Raw genomic sequence first — 26889 nt, 5'->3', positions numbered from 1 at the left:
CCGCGCTTAGTTGCCGTCCTTCAGCCCCATCAACGCAGCGGCGAAGGGGTTGTCGGGATCAATGGCTTTCTCTTTCTTGGGCGGTCGGGACGAGAAGGATTTCGCGCCTTGCGGTTTGCCACCCTTTTTGCCTTGCGGCTTGCCACGACCGTCCTGAGGTTTGCCACGCGGCTTGCCCTTGCCCTGCCCCTGTTCGCGGCGCGGGCCACGATTCTGCTGGCGCTGACGGCCCCATGTGAAGGTGTAGAACACTTCAACTTCAGGCTCATCGCTTGCGAGTTCTGCGGCAGGAGCCTCGGCTGCTGCCTCGGTGCTTTCGGTGGCCTCGGCTAGCGCCTCGGCGGGTGCGGGCGCATCGTCTGTCGCAACTGCTTCTGCCGGGGTTTCCTCAGCAGCAGGTTGCTCGGGCGCTTCCGCCCCAGGTTGTTCCGCAAGCGCGGCTTTGACCTTTTCACGCTCACCCCGCTCGGCCTTATAGCCCAAGCCCCGCATCAGGTCGGCAAATTGTTCCAGCGTCATGCCGGTGATCGAGAGCATGTCGGGCTTGGCTTCGAACCCGCCGCGGCTGTCCTCAGACCGCAGCATGTCAGCCAGACGTTCCAGCATATCAATACGGATCGAGCGCTCACCGGCGTCGCGGTAACCGCACATGGTGTCATACCCCTGCGGCGCGTCCTTTGCGACGGGGACCGTAACCAGACCCGGAGGCGGCGCTTCAGGGAATTCCTGCAAGCCGCTGGACAGCGCCCACAGAACCAGACGCAAGCGCGTCGGCGCGGGTTTCAGCAGCAGCGGCATGAAGATCGTGAATTGACCGAAGCGGATGCCGTGCTTGCGCAGCGCACCGCGAGCGTCCTGATCCAGATCCTTGACCTCTTGCGCGACCTGCGCACGCGGCAAGATGCCCAATGCCTCGACCATGCGGAATGCAAAGCCCTTGGCCAGACCGCTGAGTTCCTCGTCCCGCGACAGGTTCAGCAGCGGTTCAAACAGCGCGGCCACCTTACGGTCAATGAAATGCTGCAGCCGGCGCTGCACCTTCTGTTCGACATCGGGGCCTGCGGCTTCGTCTACGAAAACCTCGACCATGGGCTTGAGCGGCTCGGCCCCGGCAACCAGCTTGCCAACGGCATATTCGCCCCACATCAGGCCACCTTGTTCGGTGAAATCAATTTCTGTATCGGGCGCGTTGTAGAAGCGGTCGGCACGCAGATGGAATTGCGGCGCGAGAGCTTGCAGCGAAGCCGATTTCAAGGCTTTCGCCTCGGTCCCCTGCGCAGCTTTGTCCGGAATGAACCGGAACCCTTCCAAACGACCGACGAATTCGCCTTCGACGGTCACTTCACCCTTGTCATTTACTTCGGCCAAAAGGGCCTCCTTCTGTTTGAGCCGCCGCAGCAAAACGGATGTGCGCCGGTCCACAAATCGTTGGGTCAGACGGTCATGTAATGCATCTGACAGCCTGTCTTCTACAGTGCGCGTTTCCTCACGCCAATGGGATTCGTCACGCACCCATCCGTTTCGTTGCGCAACATATGTCCAGGTGCGAATATATGCCAGCCGTTTGGACAGCGCATCAATATCTCCGTCTGTCCGGTCAATCCGGCGGATTTGCCGCGCCATAAAGTCATCAGGGATCGACTGGCGTTCGTGCAGATGGCCGTAGATCACCTCGAGCAGGCTGGCATGCTCCGAATGGCTAATGCCGCGAAAATCGGGGATTCGGCATACATCCCACAACAAGCGGATGGATTGCGGATCGCTTGCGCGGGCCATCACTTCGGTCACTTGCGACAGGGATTTCAGCACGTTCAGGTCGTCGGCGGGCCGCGCTTTGAGCAGGTTTTCATTGTCCGGGCTGACTTCTAGCGAGTTGATCAGCGCCTCGATGGATCCGAACCGCAAAGCGGCATTTCGCCAGTTCAGCTTTTTCATCGGCGTAAAGCGGCTGTCCATGATGGCCTGCGCCACACCGTCATCCAGCGGCGGGGCCTCGCCCGTAACACCGAACGTGCCATCCGACATGCCGCGCCCGGCCCGGCCGGCGATCTGGGCCAGTTCGTTGGGGGCAAGTGGCCTCATCCTCCGACCGTCGAACTTGGTCAGCGAAGAAAACGCGACGTGATTCACATCCAGGTTCAGGCCCATCCCAATTGCGTCGGTGGCGACCAGATAATCCACCTCACCATTCTGATAGAGATCGACCTGCGCGTTCCGCGTACGCGGGCTGAGCGCCCCCATCACCACGGCCGCCCCGCCCTTTTGACGACGCAGCAGTTCTGCGATGGCATAGACGCTATCCACCGAGAACCCGACGATGGCACTGCGCGGGGGCATCCGGCTGATCTTTTTCGACCCGGCATAGACCAGTTGAGACATCCGTTCGCGCCGCACATACTGTGCCTCGGGCACCAGCGCTGATATGGGACCACGCATGGTGTCCGAGCCTAGGAACAGCGTCTCGCTTGTACCGCGCGACCGCAACAGACGGTCTGTGAAGACATGGCCGCGCTCGGGGTCGGTACACAGCTGGATTTCGTCGATGGCCACGAAGTCCGCGCCCATGCCTTCGGGCATCGCCTCGACCGTGCAGACCCAATATTGGGTGCGCGGCGGCACGATCCGCTCTTCGCCCGTAACAAGCGCCACGACGGACGGCCCGCGAATAGCGACGATCTTGTCATAAACCTCACGCGCGAGCAGACGCAGCGGCAGGCCAATGATACCGGTCCGGTGGCCCAGCATACGTTCAATCGCGTAATGCGTTTTGCCTGTGTTCGTCGGGCCCAGTACGGCCACGATTCGGGATGACCCGCTCACTCTTGCCCCCTGCCCCTTAGAGGGCCGAGCCCTCGACCTGAGGCTTCAGTCGATTCACCGCATTGGTTACTTCTTCATGATGGGGATGTATAGCCAATGCGCGCTCATAGGCTTGCAGCGCCTTATCGGGCTGACCCACGATTTCAAAGATCAATCCCAATCCGTAGATCGCCTCGTAATTGTTGGGGTTCAGCGACAGGGCATATTCCAGATCCGCCGCCGCCATGCCAAAGCGTTCGATCCCGAAAAAGGCCGACGCCCGCACATGCCATCCTTCGGCGAAGTCAGGGGTGTGATCAGTCAGCGCCGTCAAATGCTCGATGGCGGCCTTGGTATCGCCATCCTCCAGCGCCTCGCGTCCTCGTTCCAACAACAGGTCTGCCGAAGCCGAACCCGACAAGGACCAAAGCGACTTGAGTTGACGATCGATGCCAATCGCTTGATCAGGTGTTGATTGCGCCAATTGCTGCAATAGCTCGGCTTCATCCCGCGAGTCGGCCTGCTGTGCAAGACAAGGGATGGAAAACGTGACTAGGAGCGCGGTTGCCGCGACGATACCTTTGAGATTGATGCTTGCAATGCTCATAACAACGTTCAGTGTAGCGTAGCGCAGTGGGATGTCCATTCCCTGCGCTCAAATCAAAGTGAGGAGAACCATGAGCGACACTCTGGAAAAAGCCGCAGCGGCGCTGAACGAAAAACTGGCCGACAGCGGCTTTGGCGCATCCGCCAAGTTCGCCATCGAAGGCCTGGGTGCAATCGTATTGGACGGCAGCGGCGCGCGCGTCAGCGACGAAGAGGCCGACGTCACCATGAGCGCGGATGTCGACACGTTCGAACAAATCCTCAGTGGTGAGTTGAACCCGACTGGTGCTTTCATGTCCGGCAAGCTGACCGTCGATGGTGACATGGGTGTCGCCATGCAACTGGCATCGGCGCTAGCCTGATGAACGCGTCACCGGCCCCCTTGTTCGAAGACGTGGCCGGTGCCCCAGCCGGCGGACAGGCCCACTGGTTGAACACCACGGATAATGTCCGCATTCGGGTGGCCCATTGGCAACCTGAAACCAACAGCAGCGGCACGGTGTTCATGTTCCCTGGCCGCACGGAATATATCGAAAAATACGGCGATACCGCGAGCGAATTTGTCGGTCGTGGCTTTGCATTCCTGACAATCGACTGGCGAGGTCAGGGGCTTGCGGATCGGTTGCTAGATGACCCACGAGTCGGTCATGTCGATACGATACCGGATTATCAGAAAGACGTTCAGGCCGCGCTGAACCTTGCTATTGAGCTGGACCTGCCAAAGCCATGGCACCTCATCGGGCATTCGATGGGCGGCGCCATAGGGCTGCGGGCCGTGATCGAAAGCGATCACTTCGCTACATGTGCCTTTACCGGGCCGATGTGGGGGATTTTCTTTACTCCGCTGATGAAACCGCTCAGCCGGTTGACCGCCTATTGGGGGCCTCGGTTGGGGTTGGGGGAAAAGACTCCACCGACCACATCGCTAGAAAGCTATGTGCTGTCGCAACCGTTCGAAGGCAACGTGCTGACCCGCGATCCGGCGATGTACAAGATGATGCAAGATCAACTGAACGCGCACCCCGAGCTAACGCTGGGCGCGCCCTCCACCATCTGGCTGCGCGAGGCGCTGGACGAATGCGCGTGGCTGATGGACCAACCCGCGCCCAAGACCCCCTGCCTGACTTTCCTGGGAACCCATGAACAAATCGTGGACCGCAAGGCCATCCGCGCCCGCATGGCCAACTGGCCCAGCGGCACGCTGGTGGAAATCCCCGACGGCGAACACGAGGTTTTGATGGAAGCGCCTGAGGTCCGAGGCCCCGTTTTCGACCAGTTGGCGGCGCATTTCATGGCTGCTGAACGCGAACCCGCCCTGTCTGACTAACACCCCGCTTGTGATCCCTGCCCGGCGCGCCTAGATGTTGGCGAAAGCTATTATTTCGAGGTGATCCATGCGCGACCTTCCCTTCCCCGTCCGTGACGCAAACGCAGTCGGCGGGTCCGACAATCTTGGCAACCTGCCGGAATGGGACCTGACGGATCTGTACAGCTCGGAAGAGGCGCCGGAACTGTCGCGCGATCTGGACTGGCTGGAAGGCGAATGTGCGTCCTTTGCCGCAGACTACGAGGGCAAGCTGGCCGATCTGGATGCCGATGGACTGCTGCAATGCGTCCTACGAAACGAAAAGATCAACGCCATTGCCGGGCGGATCATGTCCTTCGCCGGTCTGCGGTACTACCAGCTGACCACCGATGCGGACCGCGCCAAGTTCCTGTCGGATATGCAGGAAAAGATCACCATCTTCACCACGCCGCTGGTGTTCTTCACGCTCGAGCTCAACCGTATCGACGATGACGCGCTGAAAGCCCGGTTCGACGCCAACGCGGATCTGGGCCGGTACGAACCCGTCTTCCGCCGCATCCGCGCGATGAAGCCCTATCAACTGTCTGATGAGCTGGAGAAATTCCTGCACGATCTGGGTGTTGTCGGCGATGCATGGGAACGACTGTTTGACGAAACCATCGCCGGTCTTACCTTTGATATCGAAGGTGAAGAACTGAACATCGAAGGCACCCTGAACCTGCTGACCGAGCAGGACCGGACCAAACGCGAGACCGCCGCCCGCGAATTGGCGCGGGTGTTTCAGGACAACGTCAAAACCTTTGCCCGCGTTCACAACACACAGGCCAAAGAGAAAGAAATCGTAGACCGCTGGCGCAATATGCCAACCGCTCAAACCGGTCGCCACCTGTCAAACGACGTGGAACCTGAAGTGGTTGAGGCTCTGCGCGAAGCTGTGGTTGCCGCCTATCCTAAACTGAGTCACCGCTACTACGAGCTCAAGCGCAAATGGCTGGGGCTGGACGTGATGCAGGTCTGGGACCGCAACGCGCCCTTGCCGATGGAAGACACGCGCATCGTCGGCTGGGACGAGGCCGAAAAGACCGTGATGGATGCCTATAACGCGTTTGACCCGCGCATGGGCGAAATTGCTGCCCCCTTCTTCAGCAAGGGCTGGATTGATGCGGCCGTGAAGCCGGGCAAAGCGCCGGGTGCGTTTGCCCACCCGACCGTGACCGACGTGCACCCCTACGTGATGCTCAACTATCTGGGCAAACCGCGCGACGTGATGACCCTGGCGCACGAGCTAGGTCATGGTGTCCACCAAGTACTGGCCGCCGGTCAGGGCGAGATGCTGTCCTCTACCCCACTGACACTGGCCGAAACGGCCTCGGTCTTTGGTGAGATGTTGACCTTCCGCAAGATGCTGGATCAGGCCGAAACCCCCGAACAGCGCAAAGTGCTGCTGGCCGGTAAGGTCGAGGACATGATCAACACGGTCGTCCGCCAGATCGCGTTCTATGATTTCGAATGCAAACTCCACGCCGCCCGCCGCGAAGGCGAGCTAACGCCCGACGACATCAACGCCCTGTGGATGAGCGTTCAGGCCGAAAGCCTTGGCCCGGCATTCGAATTCATGGACGGGTACGAGACTTTCTGGGCCTATATCCCACACTTCGTCCACTCGCCCTTCTACGTCTACGCCTACGCGTTTGGCGACGGATTGGTGAACGCCCTCTATTCCGTCTACGCAAGCGGGTCCGATGGGTTCGAGGACAAGTATTTCGACATGCTGCGCGCCGGTGGTTCGATGCACCACAAGGAATTGTTGGCCCCGTTCGGGCTTGACGCCAGCGATCCCAAGTTCTGGGACAAGGGCCTGTCGATGATCTCGGGCTTTATCGACGAATTGGAAGCGATGGAGGGCTGATCATTTCTGGTTTTTGGTGGTCAAAAACACGGCCGCCACGATCAGCACACCCCCAAGGGCTGCAATCGGCGTGATTGCGGCCCCCAGAAACAGCGCCGAATTGACAAAGGTGAACACGACCGAGGCCGCAAACATCAAGGTTGCGGTCAATGTCGAAACCCGCGCAGCAGCCTCGTACCACAGGTAATAGGCGCAGGCGGTCGGCAGCACGCCCAGCAAGATCAGGAACACCACGTCATTGGCGGACGGAACCTGCATCGAAAACGCGGCCAGCGGCAGCAGAAGCGCCCCGGAACACAAGAAGATGCCGAACAGGAAATTCAGCCGCTCTCCGGTCGATTTCGAATTGCGCATAGCCCGACTGCTTGAGATCAGGAAGACCGCCCAGCTTAGCCCGGCTCCGATTTCAAGAATATCCCCGAATAAGGGCTCTCCGCCTCCCTGAAAATCCCTGAAAACGGTCAGAAAAACGCCCAGAATGGCCAAAACTGTGACCAGAACATCGGTTCGCGTAACCGGTGTATCCGCAAAGAAATAAAGAAAAACCAGCACGAAAAAGGGTGCCGTGTTCTCCAAAACCATCGCATTGGCCGCGCCGGTATGTTCAAGCCCGATGTGGAACAGGATATAGTTCACGACGGTCGACAATACGGCAAGACGGAAATTCCAGTCACCCAACCGGACTGAGACGGACACCCGCATCAGACGCAACATGCAATAAATCGCCAACGCCGCGATGAACAGGCGCGAGACCGCGATTTGCAACCCGCCCAGATCGCTGGTCAGATAGCGCACGATGACGCTATGCGTACCCCACAAGAACGCAGCCAGGAACCCAAGAACCAATCCATTCTGCAACAGGGGCTGTTTTGGCATGGGCACAGGCATGGGTTATTTCAACTGACTGTCCTTGGACCCGCGTCGATTGATCCCGGACCGCGCTTTGAACGCGCCATCCCTATCCTGCTGGCAATCCAGACAGAGTTTCACCCCCGGCAGGGCAAGTCTGCGTTTCTCGGGGATCGGCTCTTCGCATTCTGCGCAATGGGTCAGGCTTTCGCCCTGAGGGCGCTTTTGCGCCTGCATCCGGGCCAGTTCGTCGGATATCGACGCCTCGATCTGTTCACTCACCGCGCCATCACGCGCCCAGCCGCCTGCCATTGTCGTCTCCTGTTCAGGTGACGACCAGATTAGGCTGCCGGACCCGCGCGTGGCAAGTCAGAGTGAGACCGCCACCTCAAACGCCTGGTCAATCATCGCCTGCGTCCCGCGCGAGAACTCCAACGGGCACGGATAGGTCGCCCCTTCCCGCACGGATCGACCGAAGGCTTCGACCTGCAATATGTACTGATCGTCACCGGGAAAGCGTGTGATCTGCACTTCCAGCCCCGGACGATGCAACTCGACCTGCGCCACGTCAAAAACCCGCGCATTGAACGGCGCGGTCAAACGGATTACACCGCCTTCGCCGTGGAACTCCATCGCCTGATGCGGGTGCATCCGGGTCGACACATAGGTCGAATAGGTAAATCCGGGGAAGCGCGCATTAATCTCGGTGAACACGTCCACGTCGTTTTCCCATCGGATCGTCGAGCGGACCTCGACCGGCTCTTCCCCAGTGACAAACCGAGCGCTACCGATCGTGTAAACGCCGATATCGCGCAACCCGCCGCCGCCAGTTTCGGGGCGGTTTCGGATGTTGCCAGTGTCGGCACGATTGTCATAGGTGAAAACACCGGTCACATGGATAAGTTTGCCAATGGCCCCATCCGCGATTAGCTTTTTGGCGAACTGCCACTGCGGGTGATGCACGATCATATAGGCCTCGGCAGCCAACAGTCCTGTCTCATCCCGCTTGGCGATCAGCGCATCGAACTCGGACGCCTGCATGGTCATGGGTTTCTCGCACAACACGTACTTACCGGCATCCAAGGCCTTTAGCGACCACTCTACATGCAGGTGATTGGGCAGCGGGACATAAACCGCATCGATCTGCGGATCGGCCAGCAGCGCATCATAGCTGTCATAAACGGTCAGATCGGGGCAAAAAGCCTGAAACGGTTCGGCCTTGGCCGGGCTTGACGTTGCCAATCCGGCCAGCCGCGCGCCTTCCGCCGCGTGAATAGCCGGAGCCATAAACCGACGCGCAAAATTCGCGGCGCCCAGAACGCCCCATTGAACCGGGTTTTGCATAAGTCCCTCCCAAATTTCAGTATCGCCGTTATCGCTAACGGTCCAATCTCGGTTCTTTTAGCAACGTCTAGGCGCGAAGTCAGGCATTTTTGGCCATTTCTAACGTCAACACATCACTTATCAGAGAGCGACACCTTAAACGGTATTAGACGCAAAAAAGCCCGCCGTCTCAGGCGGGCTTTGGTTCGCAGCGGCCGGATTACATCTGGCCCAGCATCCCTTTCTCGCGCGCAAGGTCGCGCATTTTCTTTTGCAGCTTTTCGAAGGCTCGCACCTCGATCTGACGGATGCGCTCGCGGCTGACGTTATACTGCGTGCTCAACTCTTCCAGCGTCACAGGCTGATCCATCAGGCGGCGCTGAGTCAGAATGTCCTTTTCGCGGTCATTCAGCACCTCCAACGCGGCGGCCAGCAATTCGCGGCGTGCGTCCAACTCGTCGCGCGCCTCATAGTCGCCTGCCTGATCGGCATCTTCATCCTCAAGCCAGTCCTGCCATTGCATGGTGCCTTCGCCTTCGGACCCGACAGTCGCGTTCAGCGAGGCATCACCACCGGACATCCGGCGGTTCATGCTGATGACTTCCTCTTCGGTCACGCCAAGATCGTTGGCGATCTGCGCCACGTTTTCAGGGCGCAAATCACCCTCTTCCAACGCGCCGATACGCGCCTTGGCCTTGCGCAGGTTGAAAAACAGCTTTTTCTGCGCCGAGGTCGTTCCCAGCTTCACCAGCGACCAGGACCGCAGGATATATTCCTGAATCGAGGCACGAATCCACCACATCGCATAGGTCGCCAGACGGAACCCTTTTTCTGGGTCGAACCGTTTGACCGCCTGCATCAGGCCTACATTGGCCTCGGAAATCACCTCGGCCTGCGGCAGACCGTAGCCGCGATAACCCATCGCGATCTTAGCCGCCAGGCGCAGATGCGACGTAACCATTTTATGAGCCGATTCAGTGTCTTGCTCTTCGACCCAGCGCTTGGCCAGCATGTATTCCTCTTCCGGCTCCAGCAGCGGAAACTTGCGGATTTCCTGCATATAGCGGTTCAGGCCACCCTCGGGCGTCGGCGCGGGGAGATTTGCGTAATTTGCCATAATTCATGTCCCTCCGACAAATGTTTAAGTTGTTAACATAGGATATGGGAGGTCGTCCCGATTCATTCAAGAGGCAGCGCTAACAGAGTGGTATTAACCAACGATAAAGAAAAGATAAGAACGCGTTACTCACGAGTGTGCGCATATTATGACAACGGCGCGCGCAGCTTATCAATCAGTTTCTCCATGTCTTCCGGCAAATTAGCCTCAAACCGCAAAATATCGCCAGTGACGGGGTGCTCGAACCCCAGAACCGCGGCGTGCAAAGCCTGTCGCGGGAAGGCGCGCACCGCTTCGGCGGTATCAGTACTGAGCGCTTTGGCCGCGAGCTTGCGTTTGCCGCCATAGACGGGATCGCCCACCAAACCGTGTCCCGCATGGGCCATATGCACGCGAATCTGGTGCGTTCTGCCCGTTTCCAGCCAGCATTCGATCAAGGCCAATCCCGCCGGGTCGCCAAATGTCTCAACCACCCGCGCCCGCGTCACGGCATGACGCCCGCCATGGAAAAGAACCGCCTGTCTCTGTCGGTCGGTCTTGTGACGGGCCAATTGCGTGGTCAGGCGCATGATGTTGCCGGGCTCAAAACTGACACCCTTCACACCGCGCAAACGGGGATCGTTGGCGTCGGGAACACCGTAGCACACCGCGCGATAATAGCGCTCGACCGTGTGGGCCTCGAATTGGGCGGCCAGGCCGTGATGCGCGGCATCTGATTTAGCGACGACCAGCAAGCCGCTGGTTTCCTTGTCAATTCGATGCACGATACCCGGACGCTTTACGCCCCCCACGCCCGACAGGTCGCCTCCGCAATGATACAGCAGAGCATTCACCAGCGTCCCATTGGGCGAGCCTGGTGCGGGATGCACTACCATGCCTGCGGGTTTGTTGATGACGATCAAATCGGCGTCCTCGAACACCACCTCCAGCGGGATATCCTCGGGGCCGATATGGCTGTCTTCGGCCTCGACCACCGCAATCGTGACAGATGTGCCCTCGGCCACTTTTGCCTTGGGATCGCTGGCCACGGTTCCGTTGATCCACACGGCACCTTCTTCGATCAATCGGGCAAGACGCGTGCGAGACAGATTTTCCTCGGGTGGCACATCGCGCGAAAGCGCCTTATCAAGGCGTGGCGGCGGATCTGCCGCGATCTGAAATTCAATCTGGCGAGTGCCCATGACTGTCCCTTCCGAACCGCAAGAACCGCAGGAAACGCCTCAGCTTCGATTGCTGCGGCGGATGGTCATGCTGCTGACCGCGGTGATGATTGGCGGCGTTCTAGTGACATTCGCGCTGATTGTCATCCGGCTATCGGACAGAACCCCCACCCTGCCCGATCAGATCGAGCTGCCAAACGGCGCCAAGGCGCAGGCGGTCACCATCGGGAACAACTGGTACGCCGTGGTCACGGACGACAACCGCATCCTGATATTCGACAAGACAACCGGACGGCAACGGCAAGAGATCGTAGTGGAGTAGCCCTAGATCGCGGTCAGCGACTCAACGCTCAACCGCAGTAGGGTCGAGCCAACCGCTGCATCGGTTTGCTTCAACGTTGCGACATCCAGAACGGTATGGCCCAAGGTCAGAAACGTCCCCTCTTCTGTAGCGATAAGTTGCATGGCGCGCTTCGCTTCTGCGTCGATGCCTGGCGAGGCCAGAAGCAACGATAGCAGCAACAGCCCCCGGTCCACATCATCGCCCGTATCAAACAACAGCACTTCATCGGCCATCGCAATCCTCTCGCGGCGGCCATAGATACTGACATCTCCCGCGATCCGCCTGATCCGGTCCAACGCGGCCTTTACCCCATCAACTTCCTGCGCCGCCTGCCACAGTTTTGGTCCGCGCAAAGAGTTTGCCAGATACGCCCCCGGCGCCTGAATCGACACATCCCGATAGCAATACCGCGCCTTTCCAAAGACCGAGAGATCATCCGAAGCCGCAAGCTCGGTCAACAGGCTGCGCACCTCGTCTGCGCCTTTCAGCGTGTCAAAGCGCCTCAATTGTTCGGTTGTCGCCCGGCTAGGGACGAAGCTCACGCCTTGGTGGCGAAGTGTTCGGAACGGCGGCAGCTCAATCCCGAAAAACGCCCTGCAATCCGCATTGAAGCGATCCAATTGCTCTGACGGAATCGCACTTGGCCTGCCGTCTAGCACCAAGGTTCCGTACATGGTGATAAACCTGTCGGCATAGGGCACGCGTCGGTCAAACTCGGCCAGAGGGTCGGCGGCATCCGGGCCGTTCGTGAGCCTCTGCCACCCGGCCTGATCAAAATACTCCGGCTTTCCGTTGCACCAGAACCGCTGGCCGTCCTTTTGCAACAACGTCGTGTAGTGGCCCGGAGAGCCGACCATAAAAGCATCCACCAGCGAAATACCGTGCAGGATTGTGGCCAGCGACGTTGTCAGCGTAGCTTCATCCGCGCAAACGGTGACACCCATAGGCCGGTGCTTTTTATGGCCCATCAGACGCGACATAGCATGCAAACCATCGATTGTATTGTAGATGTAAAGCGGCAACTGATCTCGTTCGAGCACCGGAAAGATGTCCAGCGCGGGGGTCAACAACCCGTCCGAACGGCGGCGGGTCACGTGCCGCCAAAGCTGCGCCTTGATGCGGTCGACAGGTTCTGCCCCCAGCCGGTCCCTTTCATCCTGAAGGTTCAGCAGCCCCACACGATCTGCCGTGCCCATGGGGAAGTCATGGGTGAAATGGCGGTCGATATACTCCAGCATCTCATGGGTGATCTGACTGGTTGGCGCGAGGTCCCGACCCGTCGGGTCCACGCGGGATAGGATCTGATCTCGGATATGCCACAGCCGGTCGCTCATCAGATTGGCCAGGATCAGTACGATCAGCAAATCGGGATCGGTCGCAGCATCCATCAAACCAGGATGTGCCGCACGCGAAAGCAGTTCAATCCGGGCTGAGGGCTTAGGGATATCGACCACGGGCTGCTCCTTCCTGTTTGCGGCCCCGACCAGAAGGGCAAATGAATGCTACAATCGGAAGACCATGCCGCCCAGCGCCTTTAGCGACTAACGCGATTGTTTATCCTACTGCCGAAAAGGACTGCTATGGTCACGCATCCGCAGCGCCTTACATGCGCGCACCTCAGAAAGGCCCCTTCAATGCATTCCGAAAAGCCGATCTCAGCCGAATTTCCGTTCGACTCCAGATATGTCGAGGTCAACGGCCAGAAAATTCACTATGTGGATGAGGGCGAAGGCGCACCAGTTCTGTTTCTGCACGGCAACCCGACCTCATCTTATCTGTGGCGCAATATCATCCCCTATGCTGCCAAGGGCCATCGCGCCATTGCGATGGATTTGATCGGTATGGGCAAATCGGACAAACCCGACATCCCCTATCGATTTGTCGATCACTTCCCCTTTGTCGACGGTTTCATCAAGGCGCTGGGTCTGACGAATGTAATACTGGTCATCCACGACTGGGGTTCGGCCCTTGGGTTTCACTATGCAAGCCGACATCCCGAAAACATCCGCGGTATCGCGTTTATGGAAGGGATCATTCGCCCGATGACATGGGCCGCATTCCCCTCTGATTTCCGCGCCGGATTCAAGATGATGCGCACACCGGGACTGGGATGGGCGCTGATCTCGGGTCTGAACATGTTTGTCGAAAAAATCCTGCCCAGCGCCATTGTCCGCGACCTGACCCAGCAAGAGATGGACGCCTACCGCGCGCCCTACCCAACCGCGCGCAGCCGCCAACCAGTGCGGGTATGGCCCCGCGAGATACCGATTGATGGCGCTCCCTCGGACATGCACAAGATCGTCAGTGCCTATAGTCAATGGATGGGTGAGACCGAAATACCGATGTTGCTGTTTTATGCCAGCCCTGGTGGTACGATCCGGGAAGACGGCGTCGCGTGGTGCCGCGAGACCATCCAGAACTTGCAGACCGTCGATATCGGGCCGGGCATTCATTTCATACAGGAAGACAACCCGCACCTAATCGGTGACAAGCTGGCTGACTGGCTGGTAACTTTACCCTAAGGCTGCGCCTCTAGCGCCAACCGGAACACGATTTCGGATGCCTTCCTTAGCGCCTCATATTCCTGCGGCGTGTCTCGGCGAAAGGCCTGTTCCTGCGCGCTCAACTCGACCTGCGAAAACAGGCTGTGCCGATCAGGGAAGAATTCCCGCTGAAAGGACAAGTCTTGGCCAGCCATGTAGTCATCCAACCACGCGCGCTCGTCCGGTTCCAGCACATCGTTGCGGCGCACCATGACTGGATAATCCAGTGTGGTCCGCCGCAACTGACGGCTTTTCCTGCGCCCCATTGCGCGGGTCACGATACCAAAGGCTTCGCTCGCGGCACGTGACTGGGACGGATTGGCAGGTTGCTGGCCCATCAGGTCATCCGCGACCGGAGTCCCGACCCGCGTCAAAAAATCGGCCACCACATGGCCATTCGCCATCTCAGCCCGGTCATATAGCATCGGCACCACGGTGACACCGGGAAAAGCGGTGCGAATGTCGGCAACTTTGGCGGCGAAACTATACTGCGCCGGATTGGCCTCGATCTGCGCAAGCTGCGCCTTGATATAACCCGAACCCGCATTCACCAAACGACCGTTCTTGGCGCGCTGCTTGTAGTCGGCCTCGAAGAAATCGGAATAGCGGCGGCAATAGAAGGTGATCCGTAGCTGCCGTGCTGGGATTTCCGCGAATACTTGTGCCAAACGCTCCAGATCCACCGAATAAAACATCTCGGAGGACACGAGGCAGGTCCGATCCGCATGATCGTCGAATTCACTGGTCATGGCTGCGCGGAACGGGTCCATGGGCTCATTGGTCTGGTTGATGTGAAAGGCGATGATGTTGTGGCTCATCACCAGTCGGGTTTTACCCTCCAACCGCCTGCGCCCGGCCTCCATATAGTGCAGACCCGCATCCGCCAGAGCTGAAGAATTGTCGCGCAAAAACCCCTGCAAAGCGGTCGTGCCGGTTTTGGGCATGCCCAGATGTAGCCACAGCATCAGAGCGCCCTCGCCTTACTGCCCAAACCCTGCCTCACGGCTGGCTGACCTCGAACCCCGATGTCATCTGCTGCATCAATTCCCGCATTTCAGGCTGTTCGCGCAGCTGGGCAATGTGCTGGCGATGCAGGTCACAGGATTTATGATGCAAACGCGCCGTTTCGGGGTCGGATAGCATCTCGTAGTAAATCGTCCGTTTGCGATCCAGAATGACATCGATGGATGTGTTCGTCTCGGCGTTCTGGTTCATCATGTTCCAGTATTCCATGCCAAGGCTTTCACCCAAATGATGCGCCCGCCCGCGCATCTTTTTTACCAGATAGCTCTCGCAGGATTTCAGGGCGTAGTGGTTCAGTTGCACGAGGTCATACCCCACCGAATCCCGCGCCGAACGCCAGCTTTTGTCATAGTACCGGTCAGGCATCCGTTTACCTGAGCCGTTGTACCAATGACATTCCTCCATAGTCTCGACCGTCGGGCGCTTGGGCCGGTGCACGCCCAGCGCGTCCCAAAGCTCTCGCTGGAACATCGTCTTAAAGCCCCACGCTTGCGGAGGTCGAAAAATCCGCTCGGGCGCGGCCTGCCGAAACTGATCCGACAGAAACCGATCCTCATACCGCTCGACCCCCGCATTGCCGAAAAGCCGCCATGTCATCGAGATGGTCCTGGCCTCGGGGATCGCCTGCGTCAGCGCGCGCAGCGTGTTGTCGCCGGTCTTGACGTTGATATGCTCATCCGCGTCAATCACAATGACCCAGTCTTGCGGGCGCGCAATTTCCATCCGCATGAAAGCGTTATAGGCGCGTTTCTGTGGGCTGGTCCGACGGCGCGAGTTGTTGTCTACATGAGTGACGATCCCACGCTCATCCAACCGCCCCAACAGAGCGTCTGTGCCGTCGGTACAATCGTTGGTCATCACGACGATCTGGTCCACGCCTATCGCCCGGTTATGCGCCACCCATTCCAGCACGAAGGGGCCTTCGTTTTTCATAGGGGTAATGCTGATAAAGCGTGGATCCTGATCGGTCATGAAAGACTGCCCTGCTGCTTTCTTGTTGCCCGGAGCTTCGTCGCGGGATCGTTTAGATTTTGCGAACAAACTACGAATTTTTGGCAGGGGCACCAAGCGGAAAACTCACCCATCGCCGCCTGCCCGCTTTAGCTGGTTCGAGAATTTTTTGAAGGTCGGACACAGGTCGCGCGCGCGTTTCAGGTATCTGCGGGCCTGCTGCCGATCTCCGCGCCGCAATAGGATTTGCCCTGCCTCGCCCTGAATTGCGGCGGTATTGTCATCCAGATCCGCCGCTTGAATGATCTGGTTCTGGCCTTGTTCTACGGCGTCGTTGCGCGTCAGAAACTGCCCCATTGCGAAGATCAGGAACGGATTGTCCGGGTCACAGGCCAAAGCCTCCGCCATGGTCAGGCGGGCGGAAACAATGTCACCTGCCTGCTCGAGGAGTTCGGCCAGCCGCTTTAGATACAGTGCACTATCAGGCAAGTCCTGCACCGCCCTTTGGGCCGTATCGATCGCTTGCCCCAAGCTGGCTTCGCCCAAATGCAACTGGATCAGAGCCTTCGTGCCTTGGAACGCCGCGCTTTCAGGCGACATCCGAACGTCTTCCGGCAACAGGGTCGAACTCTGCATGCTTTCCAAAAGCAGCGACAGGCGCGCAGCGTTCGAGGCAAGACGCTGCGCCCTCTGGTCTATAGCCAGACAGGCCCAATCCAACAGAAGCAGATCAAAGTTGCAGGGCAACCGAACCAGAACTTTGCGTTGCGCGACATGTGAATTGTAGTTGAACCATGGCCGTCGAACGCTTTTCAGCATGACCCAATCCAGCGGAGGCATCGCGCGATATGACATCTGATCACGATAAACCAACCGAGACCCGAAAATGATAACATCAGGGCGCAGCGGCTTGGTCCAGAACGCACGCCCAAAGGTCTGAGCCGCCATCCAACGCCGCTTCTGACCGCCCAAAATGGCAGCGCGCAAAGCTGTGGCCACCGCATGATCCTCGGGCCACAGGTTGGGGTTGTTCAGGGCTTGCTCGGTCAAGGTCAAAGCCGCAGCCCAATCACGAAGGTAAAAAAGGTTCAGTGCCTGCAACAAAGGCAAGAACGCATTGTCAGCCCCGGCCTGCAACAAGGGGTCGACAAGCATTTTGGCTTCGTCAAATCGATCCTCTGACCCAAGGCCGTGAAGAAAGAACGACGCTTTGGAATATACATGTGCCGCTTCGGACAAGTTCAGAAATTGATCCGCACCTTTACCGAGACGCTGAACCATACGCTCGTTCGCGGCTTGCATCTCTTCTTCGGTCAGAACCTCCCGAAACACTTTCCGTTGCTGCCCTGAAATCCGTGCCGCTGCCATGGAGAAGGCCGAGATGAACGGGGCAATCACCTGATCGGCCCGCGACATCGCATAAAGTTCTAGGAAATCGCGCTTGGCGCGGGACAGGCTGGACAGGTCGGCGATATCGGACATCTGCAAAAGCTGCGGGAATTTGCTCTGGAACCGGGCGATCAGTTCCGGTTGGTCCGAGAACATGATTGCCGTTTGGCCCTTGGTCTTTTCCAAATGCGCCTCGTACAACTCTTCGGGCTCAATCTTGGCGGGCCATGTGGTGTGCTTCCACGGTTCGCCATTCAGAATGTCGCCACGGCGTATGTGATAGGCTGACACCCCCTGCCCCGAAAGCCGTGCATCAGCCTGCTCCATGACGGCCCGGATATCCTCGGCAAATCCAATCCGATGGATGAAGTTCCGATACCGGGGGCGGATGGTTTCGATATCCTCCCATGGAAAGGCCAGGACCTCGAACCCTTCCTCGACCAGGACCGAGCGACCCACGGCCAGATGCGCCTGCAACCGATCCGGCGATTTGTCCCCCAGAAACGACCAGACCGGCAATGCGTCCTGTGTCAACGCATCGAATGCATGCGCATCCAGAAAATGCATGTCCATCCAGCTTTGGGTGAACAACTCCGAAGGCGTGTCCAACTCGGGGGCGTCGGCGCCTTTGGGAAACCAGTTGACCTTATAGTCGGCGCCAAAATCCTCGGCCAAACGAATGCAGGTCAGCATCATCAGCAGACGCGCGCCCATGCGATCCTTGCGCTGACCGATAAAGACGCCCCGCGCGGCGGTCATGACGCGTCGCTTGCGGCGGCCATCGCGGAACGGCGCAGCCTACGAAACCGTTGGCGCGCCTGCCGGACCAATGCGTCATGGCGGTCGCCTGCCATGCTCTCGATGCCGCGCATATACAAGGGCAAACGGCGGCGCGCGCGCATCATCTTGTAAAACCCTTCCGGTTCCAACGTGCCGTCCATCGCGCCCAGCATGACCGGTTTCAGGATATCCAGTTTGCGCAGCATCGGGGCAGCAAAATGGTTGGAAAACCAGGTCTTGAGCAACAACACATTGTCGCCTTGCAAACGCTCGACCTGTTTGCGGTCCAGATCGAAGAAAGGGTCATAAAATACATAGGCACGCCCGGCCGCACCCACCGTCTGCGCCGCATCGCTCAAGGGCAGATCCCAATCCTGTACCCGGCCGAATCGATAGCGGGTTTCCCATGGCACCAGACGCTCATCCAGCGTGGTTTGCGGATTAAACGCGATCACATGCGCGCCCGGAACAAGCTGTGAGAAAGTCAGCGCGCCGAACCCGCCCATCGAGGCCCCGGCAAACACGACCCGGTCAAAACCGTTAAAGAAGCCTGCGGCAGCCTTACCTTCGAAATAAGTCAAAATCTCGGGGTCGCGATACCAGGCTTTGGTGCGGGCAAAGACCCCCATATGCGACCACCCCTCATCGCGAAAGAACTTCCACCCCCAGGGTTCGCGCGCAAAGGACAGGTCGTTTGCGTTGGCAATATTGTCAAAGCTAACAACCAGCTGCGATGCAGACCGCTGATGAAACAGGATCGAGTGGCGGTCAAGTTTTTCCAGAAATCCGGTGCCATCACCGCCGGGGTAAAGCTCCACGAACCACGGCGGAGCGGGATCGGTCAAGATGCGCTCGTACCCGGTCTTGCGATCAGGATGTTCAGGTTGAAGCTGCTCTTTCGAAAGGTCGTCTGCCATGGGCGTTACGTCAGATTGTCAGCCAGCCAAGACCGGAATTCCACCCAATCCGGCCGCATCTTGATCTCGGCGATCTTGGCGCGGTGCCAGTCGCAAGCCGTCGCGTGAAGCGCACCAAGTTCCGTATCTGCTTTCAATTCGTCCAGCAGAGGCGTGGCCCGCCGTGCGGCAGGCAGAATGGATTGGTCCTGCTCTTTGTTGACATTCATGTCCTGCCAGTAGGACTGACCCTGATCCATGCGGATATGGTTGGTCCGACCCCGGTCGCGTTTGATCAGGAATCCGTCCAGCGACCGCACTGAGTAATGGTGTAGCCGCCCGAATGAATGATCGAACCGACGCCACGCGCGCCAGCCCACCTTTTCAGCCGGAAACAGATTACCACTGGCATCCGACCAGGCGATATCGGCGGCCTCGTCGGGTTCGAACCCTTTGGGGCGATGCGGTCCGAACCGGCGAAACTTACCGTTATTCCTGAACAGTGTCTTCAACCCGTAAGCCCGGCCCGAGTGATAGGGGTATTCCTGATCCCCCATCGAAAACGCCTCGGTCACGGGTTTGTCTTCAAAGCTGAGATTGCCCGAACTTCCAAACAGCTTCCAGGCAAACGAGATCGCATCCACCGGCTGCCCTGCCCGTTCTTCTACCTCGGCAATCAACGAGGGAAAGCTGTTGTCGCCGCAGCGTATGTTCCAGAATTCGTCCACATCGAGACACATCAGCCAATCGGCCTCTTTCACCTTGGGTTGACGGCGCGCGCGTCGCAGCATCTGGTGTTGAGGATTGCCGCCTTCTTTCACTTCGTTGTTAACATGGGTGGCAAGGCCCAGGGCTTGCAAACGCTGCGCAATCTCGTCGGTGCCATCTTCGCAATCATTGGTGAAGATCACAAAGTGATCCACGCCCAACGACTTATGGAACGCGACCCATTCCAGCATATAGGGGCCTTCGTTCTTCATCGTTGTGAATACGGTAATGGTCTGAGACATTTGCACCTTCCGACTGCTCTTACTCACCGTCATACACGTCCGAACCCGGACGGGCGAGACGTGAATTGCGCGTATCGGAAATCCAAAGCCAAACGAGGCAAAACGACACGCACTCAGTGCGTATCTAGTATCAAAAATATGAAGATTTGGTGCGGTCGAGAAGACTCGAACTTCCACGGGTGTTACCCCACAGCGACCTCAACGCTGCGCGTCTACCAATTCCGCCACGACCGCACTGCCAGTGACTTGGTAGAGGCGCGTATAGACGCTGTGCGCGGGGATGTGAAGAGGCAAAAACAAGGGTGGTTTGAATTCCGTTCGGGGCTTCATATCTAAAGCGTCAAATCCAGCCTATCGCCCATGCAGGAGCCCCAAATGACCGAAACCGATACCCGCCCCGTCGTCCAGATCGACATCGTGTCGGACGTTGTGTGTCCATGGTGCATCGTGGGCTTTCGACAACTGGATCAGGCGCTGCAGTCTCAGAACGTTCTGGCCCGCCTGCGCTGGCACCCTTTCGAGTTGAACCCCAACATGCCGCCCGAAGGACAGAACCTGCGCGAGCATATCATCGAGAAATACGGGTCAACCCCCGAGCAAAGCCAGCAATCGCGGGATCGGTTGGTGCAGATCGGGACGGAACTCGGGTTTCAGTTCAATTTCGATGATGACAGCCGAATCGTAAACACATTCGCCGCGCATCAGTTGCTGGATTGGGCTGAAACGCAGGGGCGCCAGCATCCGCTGAAAATGGCCCTGTTCCACGCTTATTTCACCGAGCAACAGGATGTCTCGGACGTGAACGTTTTGCTGAACGCGGTCGAGGCCGCTGGTTTGGACGTTCAAGTCGCACGTGCAGCGCTGGCCTCCGGGGATCACATCGCGCCTGTGCGTGAGAAGCAGCAGTTCTGGACCAGTCGCGGAATCTCGGGCGTGCCGTCCATGGTGTTTGGTGGCAAGTACCTGCTGACCGGCGCACAAGGGGCCGAAACCTATGCACAGGTCCTGCAGCGCTGCCTGACCGAAGCCGCCTAGCCCTTTTCCCCAGCCAACTACCATTGTAAGAGGCCCCATGGAATGGAAAATCACTGACGGGCTGACTGACTATCAAGACGCCGTGGTCTTTATGGAAGATCGCGTCGCCGCTATTGCTGCGGGCGAGGCCGAGGAATGCGTGTGGCTGCTGGAGCATCCGCCGCTTTACACCGCAGGCACTTCTGCCCGCATCGAGGATCTGGTCGACCCGGATCGATTTCCTGTCCACCAGACCAAACGCGGCGGCGAATACACCTATCACGGCCCCGGTCAGCGCGTGGCTTATGTGATGCTGGATCTGAACAAGCGCGGCAAGGATGTTCGGCGCTTTGTCAAGCAGCTGGAAAACTGGGTGATTGCGGCACTGGCAGAGTTCAACGTGCGCGGTGAAATCCGCGACGGGCGCGTCGGTGTCTGGGTGCAGCGCGACGACAAACCCCTGACAGCCACAGGTCATCCAGCCGAAGACAAGGTTGCCGCGATCGGGTTACGCCTGCGCAAGTGGGTCAGCTTTCACGGTATCTCAATCAATGTTGAACCTGATCTGGAGCATTTTTCAGGCATCGTGCCCTGCGGTATCTTAGACCATGGCGTAACATCCCTGGTCGATCTTGGCCTGCCTGTGACAATGGCCGATGTGGACACTGCGCTGCAAAAGACCTTTACGGAAATCTTCGCGACCGAACGGATTTGAGGCGTCAGTATCGAATCGACAGAATTCGCCGCAGGCCTCAACAATCCAAGCACCTCAACCCGTTCTGTTTCCGGGCAAAGCGTTTTTCGAGGGCCAATTCCAGGCCAGTTAAGGAAAATTAACGGTAAATCCGCTCAATTCGATACACCGCAGCCGCAACCGGGTAAGATGGTTTCACCGTTCTAGAGTGAGTGGTGTGTTCATCCGATCATCGAGGGTCCGCCCTCGGATACGGACAAGTTCTTGGTAACGAGTCTGCCGTTCCGACCCCAAATCGGAACGGCAATTCTTTTTCTCGCTCTGGCCCGATCAGGCCAAAGACGCTTTGATCTTTTCGGCATGTTGGGCGATCAGTTCGAAATCACCCATCGTCCCCGGTGCCCGCACCGAAACGCCTTCATGGCGCGGCAGGACGTGGAAATGCAAATGGAATACCTCCTGCCCGCCAGCGGCCTCGTTGAACTGCTGAACGGTTACTCCGTCTGCATCAAACGCCGCCATCACGGCATGCGACATCCTCTGAACCGTCGCGATCACCGCGGCCAGTTGCTCGGGCGTGGCGTCCAGCAAGTTGCGGCACGGAGTTTTCGGGATCACCAGAAGATGCCCGTCCGAGCGGGGCATGATATCCATGAACGCCAAAGTGTCATCGTCCTCGTAGACGCGGGTCGAGGGGATTTCGCCGCGCAGGATCTTGGCGAAGATGTTGTCGGTGTCATAGGCGGTCATGTCTGGTCTCCGAATGCGGGGTTGCGTTTAGTTCTGAGGCGCGCCCCGGCGCGGGTCAAGCCGCGATTTGCTCCCGATTGCGCGACACTTGAATATTCGCCACCGATGCCCAAATAGCGGCTGTTCATGGTCGAAAAATCGCAGGCGCCTCGGGGACCCGCGACAATTATTCTTGATCCAGATCAAACTCGGCCATTGAAGGTGCCTCTTTCGCATTCTAAAACCAGCAGGAATCCCGCGCGTCGGAGAGGTCCGGCTGCGCGGTCGAATTGCAACAGGAGGCACCTAATGGCAGACGCAGCCATTCATGGTCACGATCATGAAGACGAGCGCAGCTTTTTTCAGCGCTGGTTCATGTCGACCAACCACAAGGACATCGGGATTCTCTACCTGATCTTCTCGGCGCTGGCCGGGTTCATCTCGGTGGCGATGACCGTCTACATGCGGCTCGAACTGATGCACCCCGGTGTGCAGTACATGTGCCTCGAAGGGTTCATGGCCGACCCGTGTACCCCTAACGGGCACCTTTGGAACGTTATGATCACTTATCATGGTGTTCTGATGATGTTCTTCGTGGTCATCCCGGCCCTGTTCGGCGGATTTGGCAACTATTTCATGCCGTTGCAGATCGGCGCGCCTGATATGGCGTTCCCGCGGATGAACAACCTGTCCTTCTGGCTGTACGTCGCTGGTACGTCGCTGGGTGTGGCTTCGCTGCTCAGCCCCGGTGGCAATGACCAGCTTGGTTCAGGTGTTGGCTGGGTTCTGTATCCGCCGCTGTCCACGACCGAGGGCGGCATGTCCATGGACCTTGCGATCTTTGCCGTGCACGTATCGGGCGCCTCCTCGATCCTCGGCGCGATCAACATGATCACCACCTTCCTGAACATGCGTGCCCCAGGCATGACCCTGTTCAAGGTGCCGTTGTTCAGCTGGTCGATCTTCGTCACCTCGTGGCTGATTCTGCTGTCGCTGCCGGTTCTGGCAGGCGCGATCACCATGCTGCTGATGGACCGCAACTTTGGCTTCACCTTCTTTGACCCGGCCGGTGGCGGCGATCCGATCCTGTATCAGCACATCCTGTGGTTCTTCGGCCACCCGGAAGTGTACATCGTAATCCTGCCCGGTTTCGGCATCATCAGTCATGTGATCGCGACCTTCTCGCGCAAACCGATCTTCGGCTACCTGCCGATGGTTTGGGCGATCATCGCAATCGGTGTGCTGGGCTTTGTTGTGTGGGCGCACCACATGTACACCGTCGGCATGTCGCTGCGTCAGCAAGCCTACTTCATGCTGGCAACGATGGTCATCGCGGTTCCAACCGGCGTTAAGGTTTTCTCGTGGATTGCGACCATGTGGGGCGGTTCCATCGAGTTCAAAACTCCGATGCTCTTCGCGTTCGGCTTCCTTTTCCTGTTCACGGTTGGTGGTGTGACCGGTGTGGTTCTGTCGCAGGCTGGCGTCGACCGCGCCTATCACGACACCTACTACGTGGTTGCGCACTTCCACTATGTGATGAGCTTGGGTGCAGTCTTTGCGATCTTCGCCGGCGTTTACTTCTACTTCTCGAAGATGACGGGCCGTCAGTATTCCGAATTCTGGGGCAAGATCCACTTCTGGATGTTCTTCATCGGCGCAAACCTGACCTTCTTCCCGCAGCACTTCCTTGGCCGTCAGGGCATGCCGCGCCGCTATATCGACTACCCCGAGGCATTCGCCCAGTGGAACTTTGTGTCGTCGATCGGTGCCTTCGTTTCCTTCGCCTCGTTCCTGTTGTTCTTCGGCATCGTGATCTACGCCCTGATGCGCGGCGCGAAAGAGACCCGTCCGAACCCGTGGAACGAATACGCGGATACGTTGGAATGGACCCTGCCCTCGCCGCCGCCCGAGCACACGTTCGAGCAGCTGCCCAAGCAGGAAGACTGGGACAAGGGCCACGCCCACTAATCCCGACCTGAACACAAAAAAACCCCGCCCAACTGGCGGGGTTTTTCTTTGCCTCTTAGGCACACAAATTTGCCTTCGATCCAATCGACACCGGCCAGAAAAACGCTAGAATTTCCTTATGCCCTATAGCTGGACACAAAGATCGGACACGGAACAGGAACTGAGGTTGTGGCCCCATAACTCGCTGCCGCCCCGCTGGGCTGTGCGAGTGGTACTAGCGGTGTTTCTGTTTGGCCTGATCCCGCTTATGGCGGTGCTCGGGTCCCCCCTTTTGTGGGGGCTGCTGCCGTTCCTGTTGATCTCGGTCCTTGGACTATGGCTTGCGATACAGGCCAACTACCGCGCCCGCAGTGTGTTCGAGGTTCTGACACTTACCAAGGTGCAAGCTCGGTTGGTGCACCACAACCCTAGGCACGGCAAACAGGAGTGGAGCTGCAACCGCTATTGGGCCCGCCCCGAAATGCACAAGCATGGCGGACCCGTACCCAACTATGTCACCCTCATCGGTGACGGGCGCGAGGTTGAGATTGGCGCGTTTCTGACCGAAGAAGAACGGATCGCCCTATACGACGATCTGAATCTAAAACTGCGCGACCCGGTCGCGCAGTAGATGCGGAGTTAGGATGCTATTTTGGTCAGCACCCGCCGCTGGCCACAGCGCAGAGCTGATCCTTGACCATTGGACCGACCTTGCCGAAATCCATCTGACCGGTATAGCGCGTCTTCAACTCGCCCATGACTTTGCCCATATCGCGGATCGAGCCTGCCCCTGTAGCAGTAATCGCGGTCTGGATCGCTTGCGAGACCTCGTCCTCGTCCAACTGCTTGGGCAGGAATTCCTCGATTACCTCGACTTCGCGCAGTTCACGCTCGGCCAGGTCCAGCCGTCCGCCCTCTTCATAGGCGCGGGCGCTTTCCTTGCGCTGCTTGGTCATTTTGCCAAGGATTTCAAGCACCTCGGAATCGCCGCATCCCTTGGCCTCTTCATTGTCCGAAGCGCGCGAGGCGATGTCGCGATCCTTGATCGCAGCGTTGATCAACCGCAGCGTCGACAGACGCTCGGCCTCCTTGTCTTTCATTGCTTGCTTCAGGGCAGAGTTCACCCGTGATCGCATATCCATATGATCTGTCCATCCCCATGGAAAAGGAACCCCGACCATATCGAAACAAAAAGCGTGACACAACAGGGGTCAACAACAGTTAAGTTATTGATTTATTTACATAGCCCAAAAATTGAACAGGCTTGACCCAAACGCGTAACCCCCTTAGGTATGCGCCGGTTTACCTTGCAGGAGAGTCGCGCCATGGCCCAGAACACCCCGTCCAAGCCCACCGCATGTCTGGCATTGGCCGACGGAACCCTGTTCTACGGGATCGGCTTTGGCGCCACCGGCCAAACTGTTGCCGAGCTGTGTTTCAACACCGCCATGACCGGCTATCAAGAGATCATGACCGACCCCTCTTATGCCGGTCAGATCGTAACCTTCACCTTCCCGCATATTGGCAATGTCGGCGTAAACCCCGAGGATGACGAAACCGGCGACCCCGTCGCGGCGGGCATGGTGGTCAAGTGGGACCCGACCGAGCCCTCCAACTGGCGCTCGGCCGAAGAACTGAAGACATGGCTTGAACGCCGTGGCCGTATTGCCATCGGTGGCGTCGACACCCGCCGCCTAACCCGCGCCATCCGTCAACAAGGCGCACCCCATGTAGCGCTGGCCCATGACCCCGAAGGGAATTTCGACATCGAAGCGTTAGTCGCTGCCGCGCGCGGCTTTGCCGGGTTGGAGGGAATGGATTTGGCCAAGGACGTCACTTGCGCACAAAGCTATCGCTGGGATGAAATGCGTTGGGCCTGGCCAGACGGGTACACACGCCAGGAAGCACCGGTGCACAAGGTTGTCGCCATCGACTACGGCGCAAAGCGCAACATTCTGCGGTGCCTGGCCTCGTCGGGCTGTGACGTAACCGTCCTTCCGGCCACGGCAACAGCTGCCGAAGTGCTGGCCCATAACCCCGACGGTGTGTTTTTGTCCAACGGCCCCGGCGACCCTGCGGCAACCGGCGAATATGCCGTTCCGATGATCAAAGAAGTTCTTGACACTACCGACTTGCCCGTTTTCGGCATTTGTCTGGGCCACCAGATGCTGGCGCTGGCCCTGGGCGGTCAGACGGTCAAGATGAACCACGGCCATCACGGCGCAAACCACCCCGTCAAGGATCTGGAGACCGGCAAGGTCGAGATCACCTCGATGAACCACGGGTTTGCAGTGGATGCGCAGTCCTTGCCCGAAGGCGTGGTCGAAACCCACCGCTCGCTGTTTGACGGATCGAACTGCGGTATTCGCATGTCCGACCGGCCTGTCTATTCGGTGCAATACCACCCCGAAGCGTCACCCGGCCCGCAGGACAGTTTCTACTTGTTTGAACGTTTTGCTCAGGCGATGGCCGCGCAAAAAGCACAGGCATAACACAAGCGA

At 58.5% G+C, this 26889-nt stretch carries 25 protein-coding genes and 1 tRNA gene; 10 read left to right on the top strand and 16 right to left on the bottom strand.

Annotation, left to right across the window (positions count from 1 at the left end):
• Nucleotides 1–6: 6 nt before the first annotated feature.
• Together GOV79_RS02710 and GOV79_RS02705 are read right to left on the bottom strand one after the other, a co-directional pair.
• Nucleotides 7–2820 (bottom strand): helicase-related protein, encoded by a 2814-nt coding sequence (locus GOV79_RS02710; protein WP_170788496.1) that lies wholly within the window; start codon nt 2818–2820, stop codon nt 7–9.
• 16 nt (nt 2821–2836) lie between these two features.
• Nucleotides 2837–3406 (bottom strand): tetratricopeptide repeat protein, encoded by a 570-nt coding sequence (locus GOV79_RS02705; protein ID WP_237217920.1) that lies wholly within the window; start codon nt 3404–3406, stop codon nt 2837–2839.
• A 70-nt stretch (nt 3407–3476) separates the two neighbouring features.
• On the opposite strand from GOV79_RS02705, the gene GOV79_RS02700 reads away from it, so the two are divergent.
• The 3 genes from GOV79_RS02700 to GOV79_RS02690 all read left to right on the top strand — a co-directional run bounded on the left by GOV79_RS02700 (nt 3477) and on the right by GOV79_RS02690 (nt 6620).
• Nucleotides 3477–3767, top strand: coding sequence for an SCP2 sterol-binding domain-containing protein (locus GOV79_RS02700; protein WP_170769445.1), 291 nt, complete (start codon nt 3477–3479; stop codon nt 3765–3767).
• Nucleotides 3767–4732, top strand: a complete 966-nt coding sequence (locus GOV79_RS02695) for an alpha/beta fold hydrolase (RefSeq protein WP_170788494.1) — start codon at nt 3767–3769, stop codon at nt 4730–4732. Before GOV79_RS02700 ends, GOV79_RS02695 begins: the two co-directional genes overlap by 1 nt.
• A gap of 67 nt (nt 4733–4799) precedes the next feature.
• The gene (locus GOV79_RS02690) at nt 4800–6620 is read left to right on the top strand and encodes a M3 family oligoendopeptidase (protein ID WP_170788493.1); all 1821 of its coding nucleotides are present in this window, start codon (nt 4800–4802) and stop codon (nt 6618–6620) included.
• On the opposite strand, the gene GOV79_RS02685 is transcribed toward GOV79_RS02690, so the two are convergent.
• The 5 genes from GOV79_RS02685 to GOV79_RS02665 form a co-directional block, all read right to left on the bottom strand.
• On the bottom strand, nt 6621–7496 hold the full coding sequence (locus tag GOV79_RS02685; protein WP_170788492.1) for a DMT family transporter: 876 nt from the start codon (nt 7494–7496) through the stop codon (nt 6621–6623).
• A 15-nt stretch (nt 7497–7511) separates the two neighbouring features.
• Nucleotides 7512–7781, bottom strand: coding sequence for a DksA/TraR family C4-type zinc finger protein (locus tag GOV79_RS02680; protein ID WP_170352835.1), 270 nt, complete (start codon nt 7779–7781; stop codon nt 7512–7514).
• Between the two features lie 57 nt (nt 7782–7838).
• The gene (locus GOV79_RS02675) at nt 7839–8813 is read right to left on the bottom strand and encodes a Gfo/Idh/MocA family protein (protein WP_170788491.1); all 975 of its coding nucleotides are present in this window, start codon (nt 8811–8813) and stop codon (nt 7839–7841) included.
• Between the two features lie 199 nt (nt 8814–9012).
• Nucleotides 9013–9909 carry an RNA polymerase sigma factor RpoH gene (gene rpoH, locus GOV79_RS02670; RefSeq protein ID WP_170750687.1) on the bottom strand — a complete coding sequence of 299 codons (897 nt, stop codon included), beginning with the start codon at nt 9907–9909 and terminating at the stop codon, nt 9013–9015.
• Nucleotides 9910–10055: 146 nt separating this feature from the next.
• Nucleotides 10056–11090 (bottom strand): RluA family pseudouridine synthase, encoded by a 1035-nt coding sequence (locus GOV79_RS02665; RefSeq protein ID WP_170788490.1) that lies wholly within the window; start codon nt 11088–11090, stop codon nt 10056–10058.
• Between GOV79_RS02665 and GOV79_RS02660 the strand changes: the two genes are divergently transcribed.
• Entirely contained in the window at nt 11089–11391 is a 303-nt protein-coding gene (locus GOV79_RS02660; RefSeq protein ID WP_170769438.1) for a DUF6476 family protein, read from the top strand. The two genes, GOV79_RS02665 and GOV79_RS02660, sit on opposite strands and share 2 nt — an antisense overlap.
• Before the next feature lie 2 nt (nt 11392–11393).
• On the opposite strand, the gene GOV79_RS02655 is transcribed toward GOV79_RS02660, so the two are convergent.
• Nucleotides 11394–12866 carry a hypothetical protein gene (locus GOV79_RS02655; protein ID WP_170788489.1) on the bottom strand — a complete coding sequence of 491 codons (1473 nt, stop codon included), beginning with the start codon at nt 12864–12866 and terminating at the stop codon, nt 11394–11396.
• A gap of 180 nt (nt 12867–13046) precedes the next feature.
• Between GOV79_RS02655 and GOV79_RS02650 the strand changes: the two genes are divergently transcribed.
• Nucleotides 13047–13934 (top strand): haloalkane dehalogenase, encoded by an 888-nt coding sequence (locus GOV79_RS02650; protein ID WP_170788488.1) that lies wholly within the window; start codon nt 13047–13049, stop codon nt 13932–13934.
• Here the strand turns inward: GOV79_RS02650 and GOV79_RS02645 are convergent.
• The 6 genes from GOV79_RS02645 to GOV79_RS02620 form a co-directional block, all read right to left on the bottom strand.
• Entirely contained in the window at nt 13931–14920 is a 990-nt protein-coding gene (locus GOV79_RS02645) for a hypothetical protein (RefSeq protein ID WP_170788487.1), read from the bottom strand. The genes GOV79_RS02650 and GOV79_RS02645 overlap by 4 nt on opposite strands.
• A 34-nt stretch (nt 14921–14954) precedes the next feature.
• Entirely contained in the window at nt 14955–15950 is a 996-nt protein-coding gene (locus GOV79_RS02640) for a glycosyltransferase family 2 protein (RefSeq protein ID WP_170788486.1), read from the bottom strand.
• Nucleotides 15951–16055: 105 nt separating this feature from the next.
• Entirely contained in the window at nt 16056–18077 is a 2022-nt protein-coding gene (locus GOV79_RS02635; RefSeq protein WP_170788485.1) for a hypothetical protein, read from the bottom strand.
• Nucleotides 18074–19015 carry a hypothetical protein gene (locus GOV79_RS02630; RefSeq protein ID WP_170788484.1) on the bottom strand — a complete coding sequence of 314 codons (942 nt, stop codon included), beginning with the start codon at nt 19013–19015 and terminating at the stop codon, nt 18074–18076. The genes GOV79_RS02635 and GOV79_RS02630 overlap by 4 nt, the downstream gene beginning before the upstream one ends.
• 5 nt (nt 19016–19020) lie before the next feature.
• Entirely contained in the window at nt 19021–20004 is a 984-nt protein-coding gene (locus GOV79_RS02625) for a glycosyltransferase family 2 protein (RefSeq protein ID WP_170769430.1), read from the bottom strand.
• 147 nt (nt 20005–20151) lie between these two features.
• Nucleotides 20152–20238, bottom strand: a tRNA-Leu gene (locus tag GOV79_RS02620).
• Between the two features lie 141 nt (nt 20239–20379).
• Here GOV79_RS02620 and GOV79_RS02615 point away from each other — a divergent pair.
• On the top strand, nt 20380–21039 hold the full coding sequence (locus GOV79_RS02615; protein WP_170788483.1) for a DsbA family oxidoreductase: 660 nt from the start codon (nt 20380–20382) through the stop codon (nt 21037–21039).
• A 37-nt stretch (nt 21040–21076) separates the two neighbouring features.
• On the top strand, nt 21077–21733 hold the full coding sequence (gene lipB, locus GOV79_RS02610; RefSeq protein WP_170788482.1) for a lipoyl(octanoyl) transferase LipB: 657 nt from the start codon (nt 21077–21079) through the stop codon (nt 21731–21733).
• A 309-nt stretch (nt 21734–22042) separates the two neighbouring features.
• Here lipB and GOV79_RS02605 read toward each other — a convergent pair whose 3' ends face one another.
• Entirely contained in the window at nt 22043–22462 is a 420-nt protein-coding gene (locus tag GOV79_RS02605; protein WP_170784402.1) for an HIT family protein, read from the bottom strand.
• A 288-nt stretch (nt 22463–22750) separates the two neighbouring features.
• On the opposite strand from GOV79_RS02605, the gene ctaD reads away from it, so the two are divergent.
• Together ctaD and GOV79_RS02595 are read left to right on the top strand one after the other, a co-directional pair.
• Entirely contained in the window at nt 22751–24409 is a 1659-nt protein-coding gene (ctaD, locus tag GOV79_RS02600) for a cytochrome c oxidase subunit I (RefSeq protein WP_170788481.1), read from the top strand.
• A gap of 118 nt (nt 24410–24527) precedes the next feature.
• Complete coding sequence (locus GOV79_RS02595; RefSeq protein ID WP_170788480.1) at nt 24528–25019, top strand: DUF2244 domain-containing protein; 492 nt, start codon at nt 24528–24530, stop codon at nt 25017–25019.
• Nucleotides 25020–25044: 25 nt separating this feature from the next.
• Here the strand turns inward: GOV79_RS02595 and GOV79_RS02590 are convergent, their stop codons facing one another.
• On the bottom strand, nt 25045–25530 hold the full coding sequence (locus tag GOV79_RS02590; protein WP_170788479.1) for a GatB/YqeY domain-containing protein: 486 nt from the start codon (nt 25528–25530) through the stop codon (nt 25045–25047).
• Nucleotides 25531–25713: 183 nt separating this feature from the next.
• Here GOV79_RS02590 and carA point away from each other — a divergent pair, with 183 nt between their 5' ends.
• Nucleotides 25714–26880, top strand: coding sequence for a glutamine-hydrolyzing carbamoyl-phosphate synthase small subunit (carA, locus tag GOV79_RS02585; RefSeq protein ID WP_170784394.1), 1167 nt, complete (start codon nt 25714–25716; stop codon nt 26878–26880).
• Nucleotides 26881–26889: the final 9 nt, after the last annotated feature.

Origin of the sequence: Ruegeria lacuscaerulensis, from assembly GCF_013034745.1 — a bacterium.
In the GTDB taxonomy this organism is placed as follows: Bacteria; Pseudomonadota; Alphaproteobacteria; order Rhodobacterales; family Rhodobacteraceae; genus Ruegeria; species Ruegeria lacuscaerulensis_B.
Note: the sequence above shows the minus strand (reverse complement) of the source record. Positions and strands in the feature narration are given on the sequence as shown.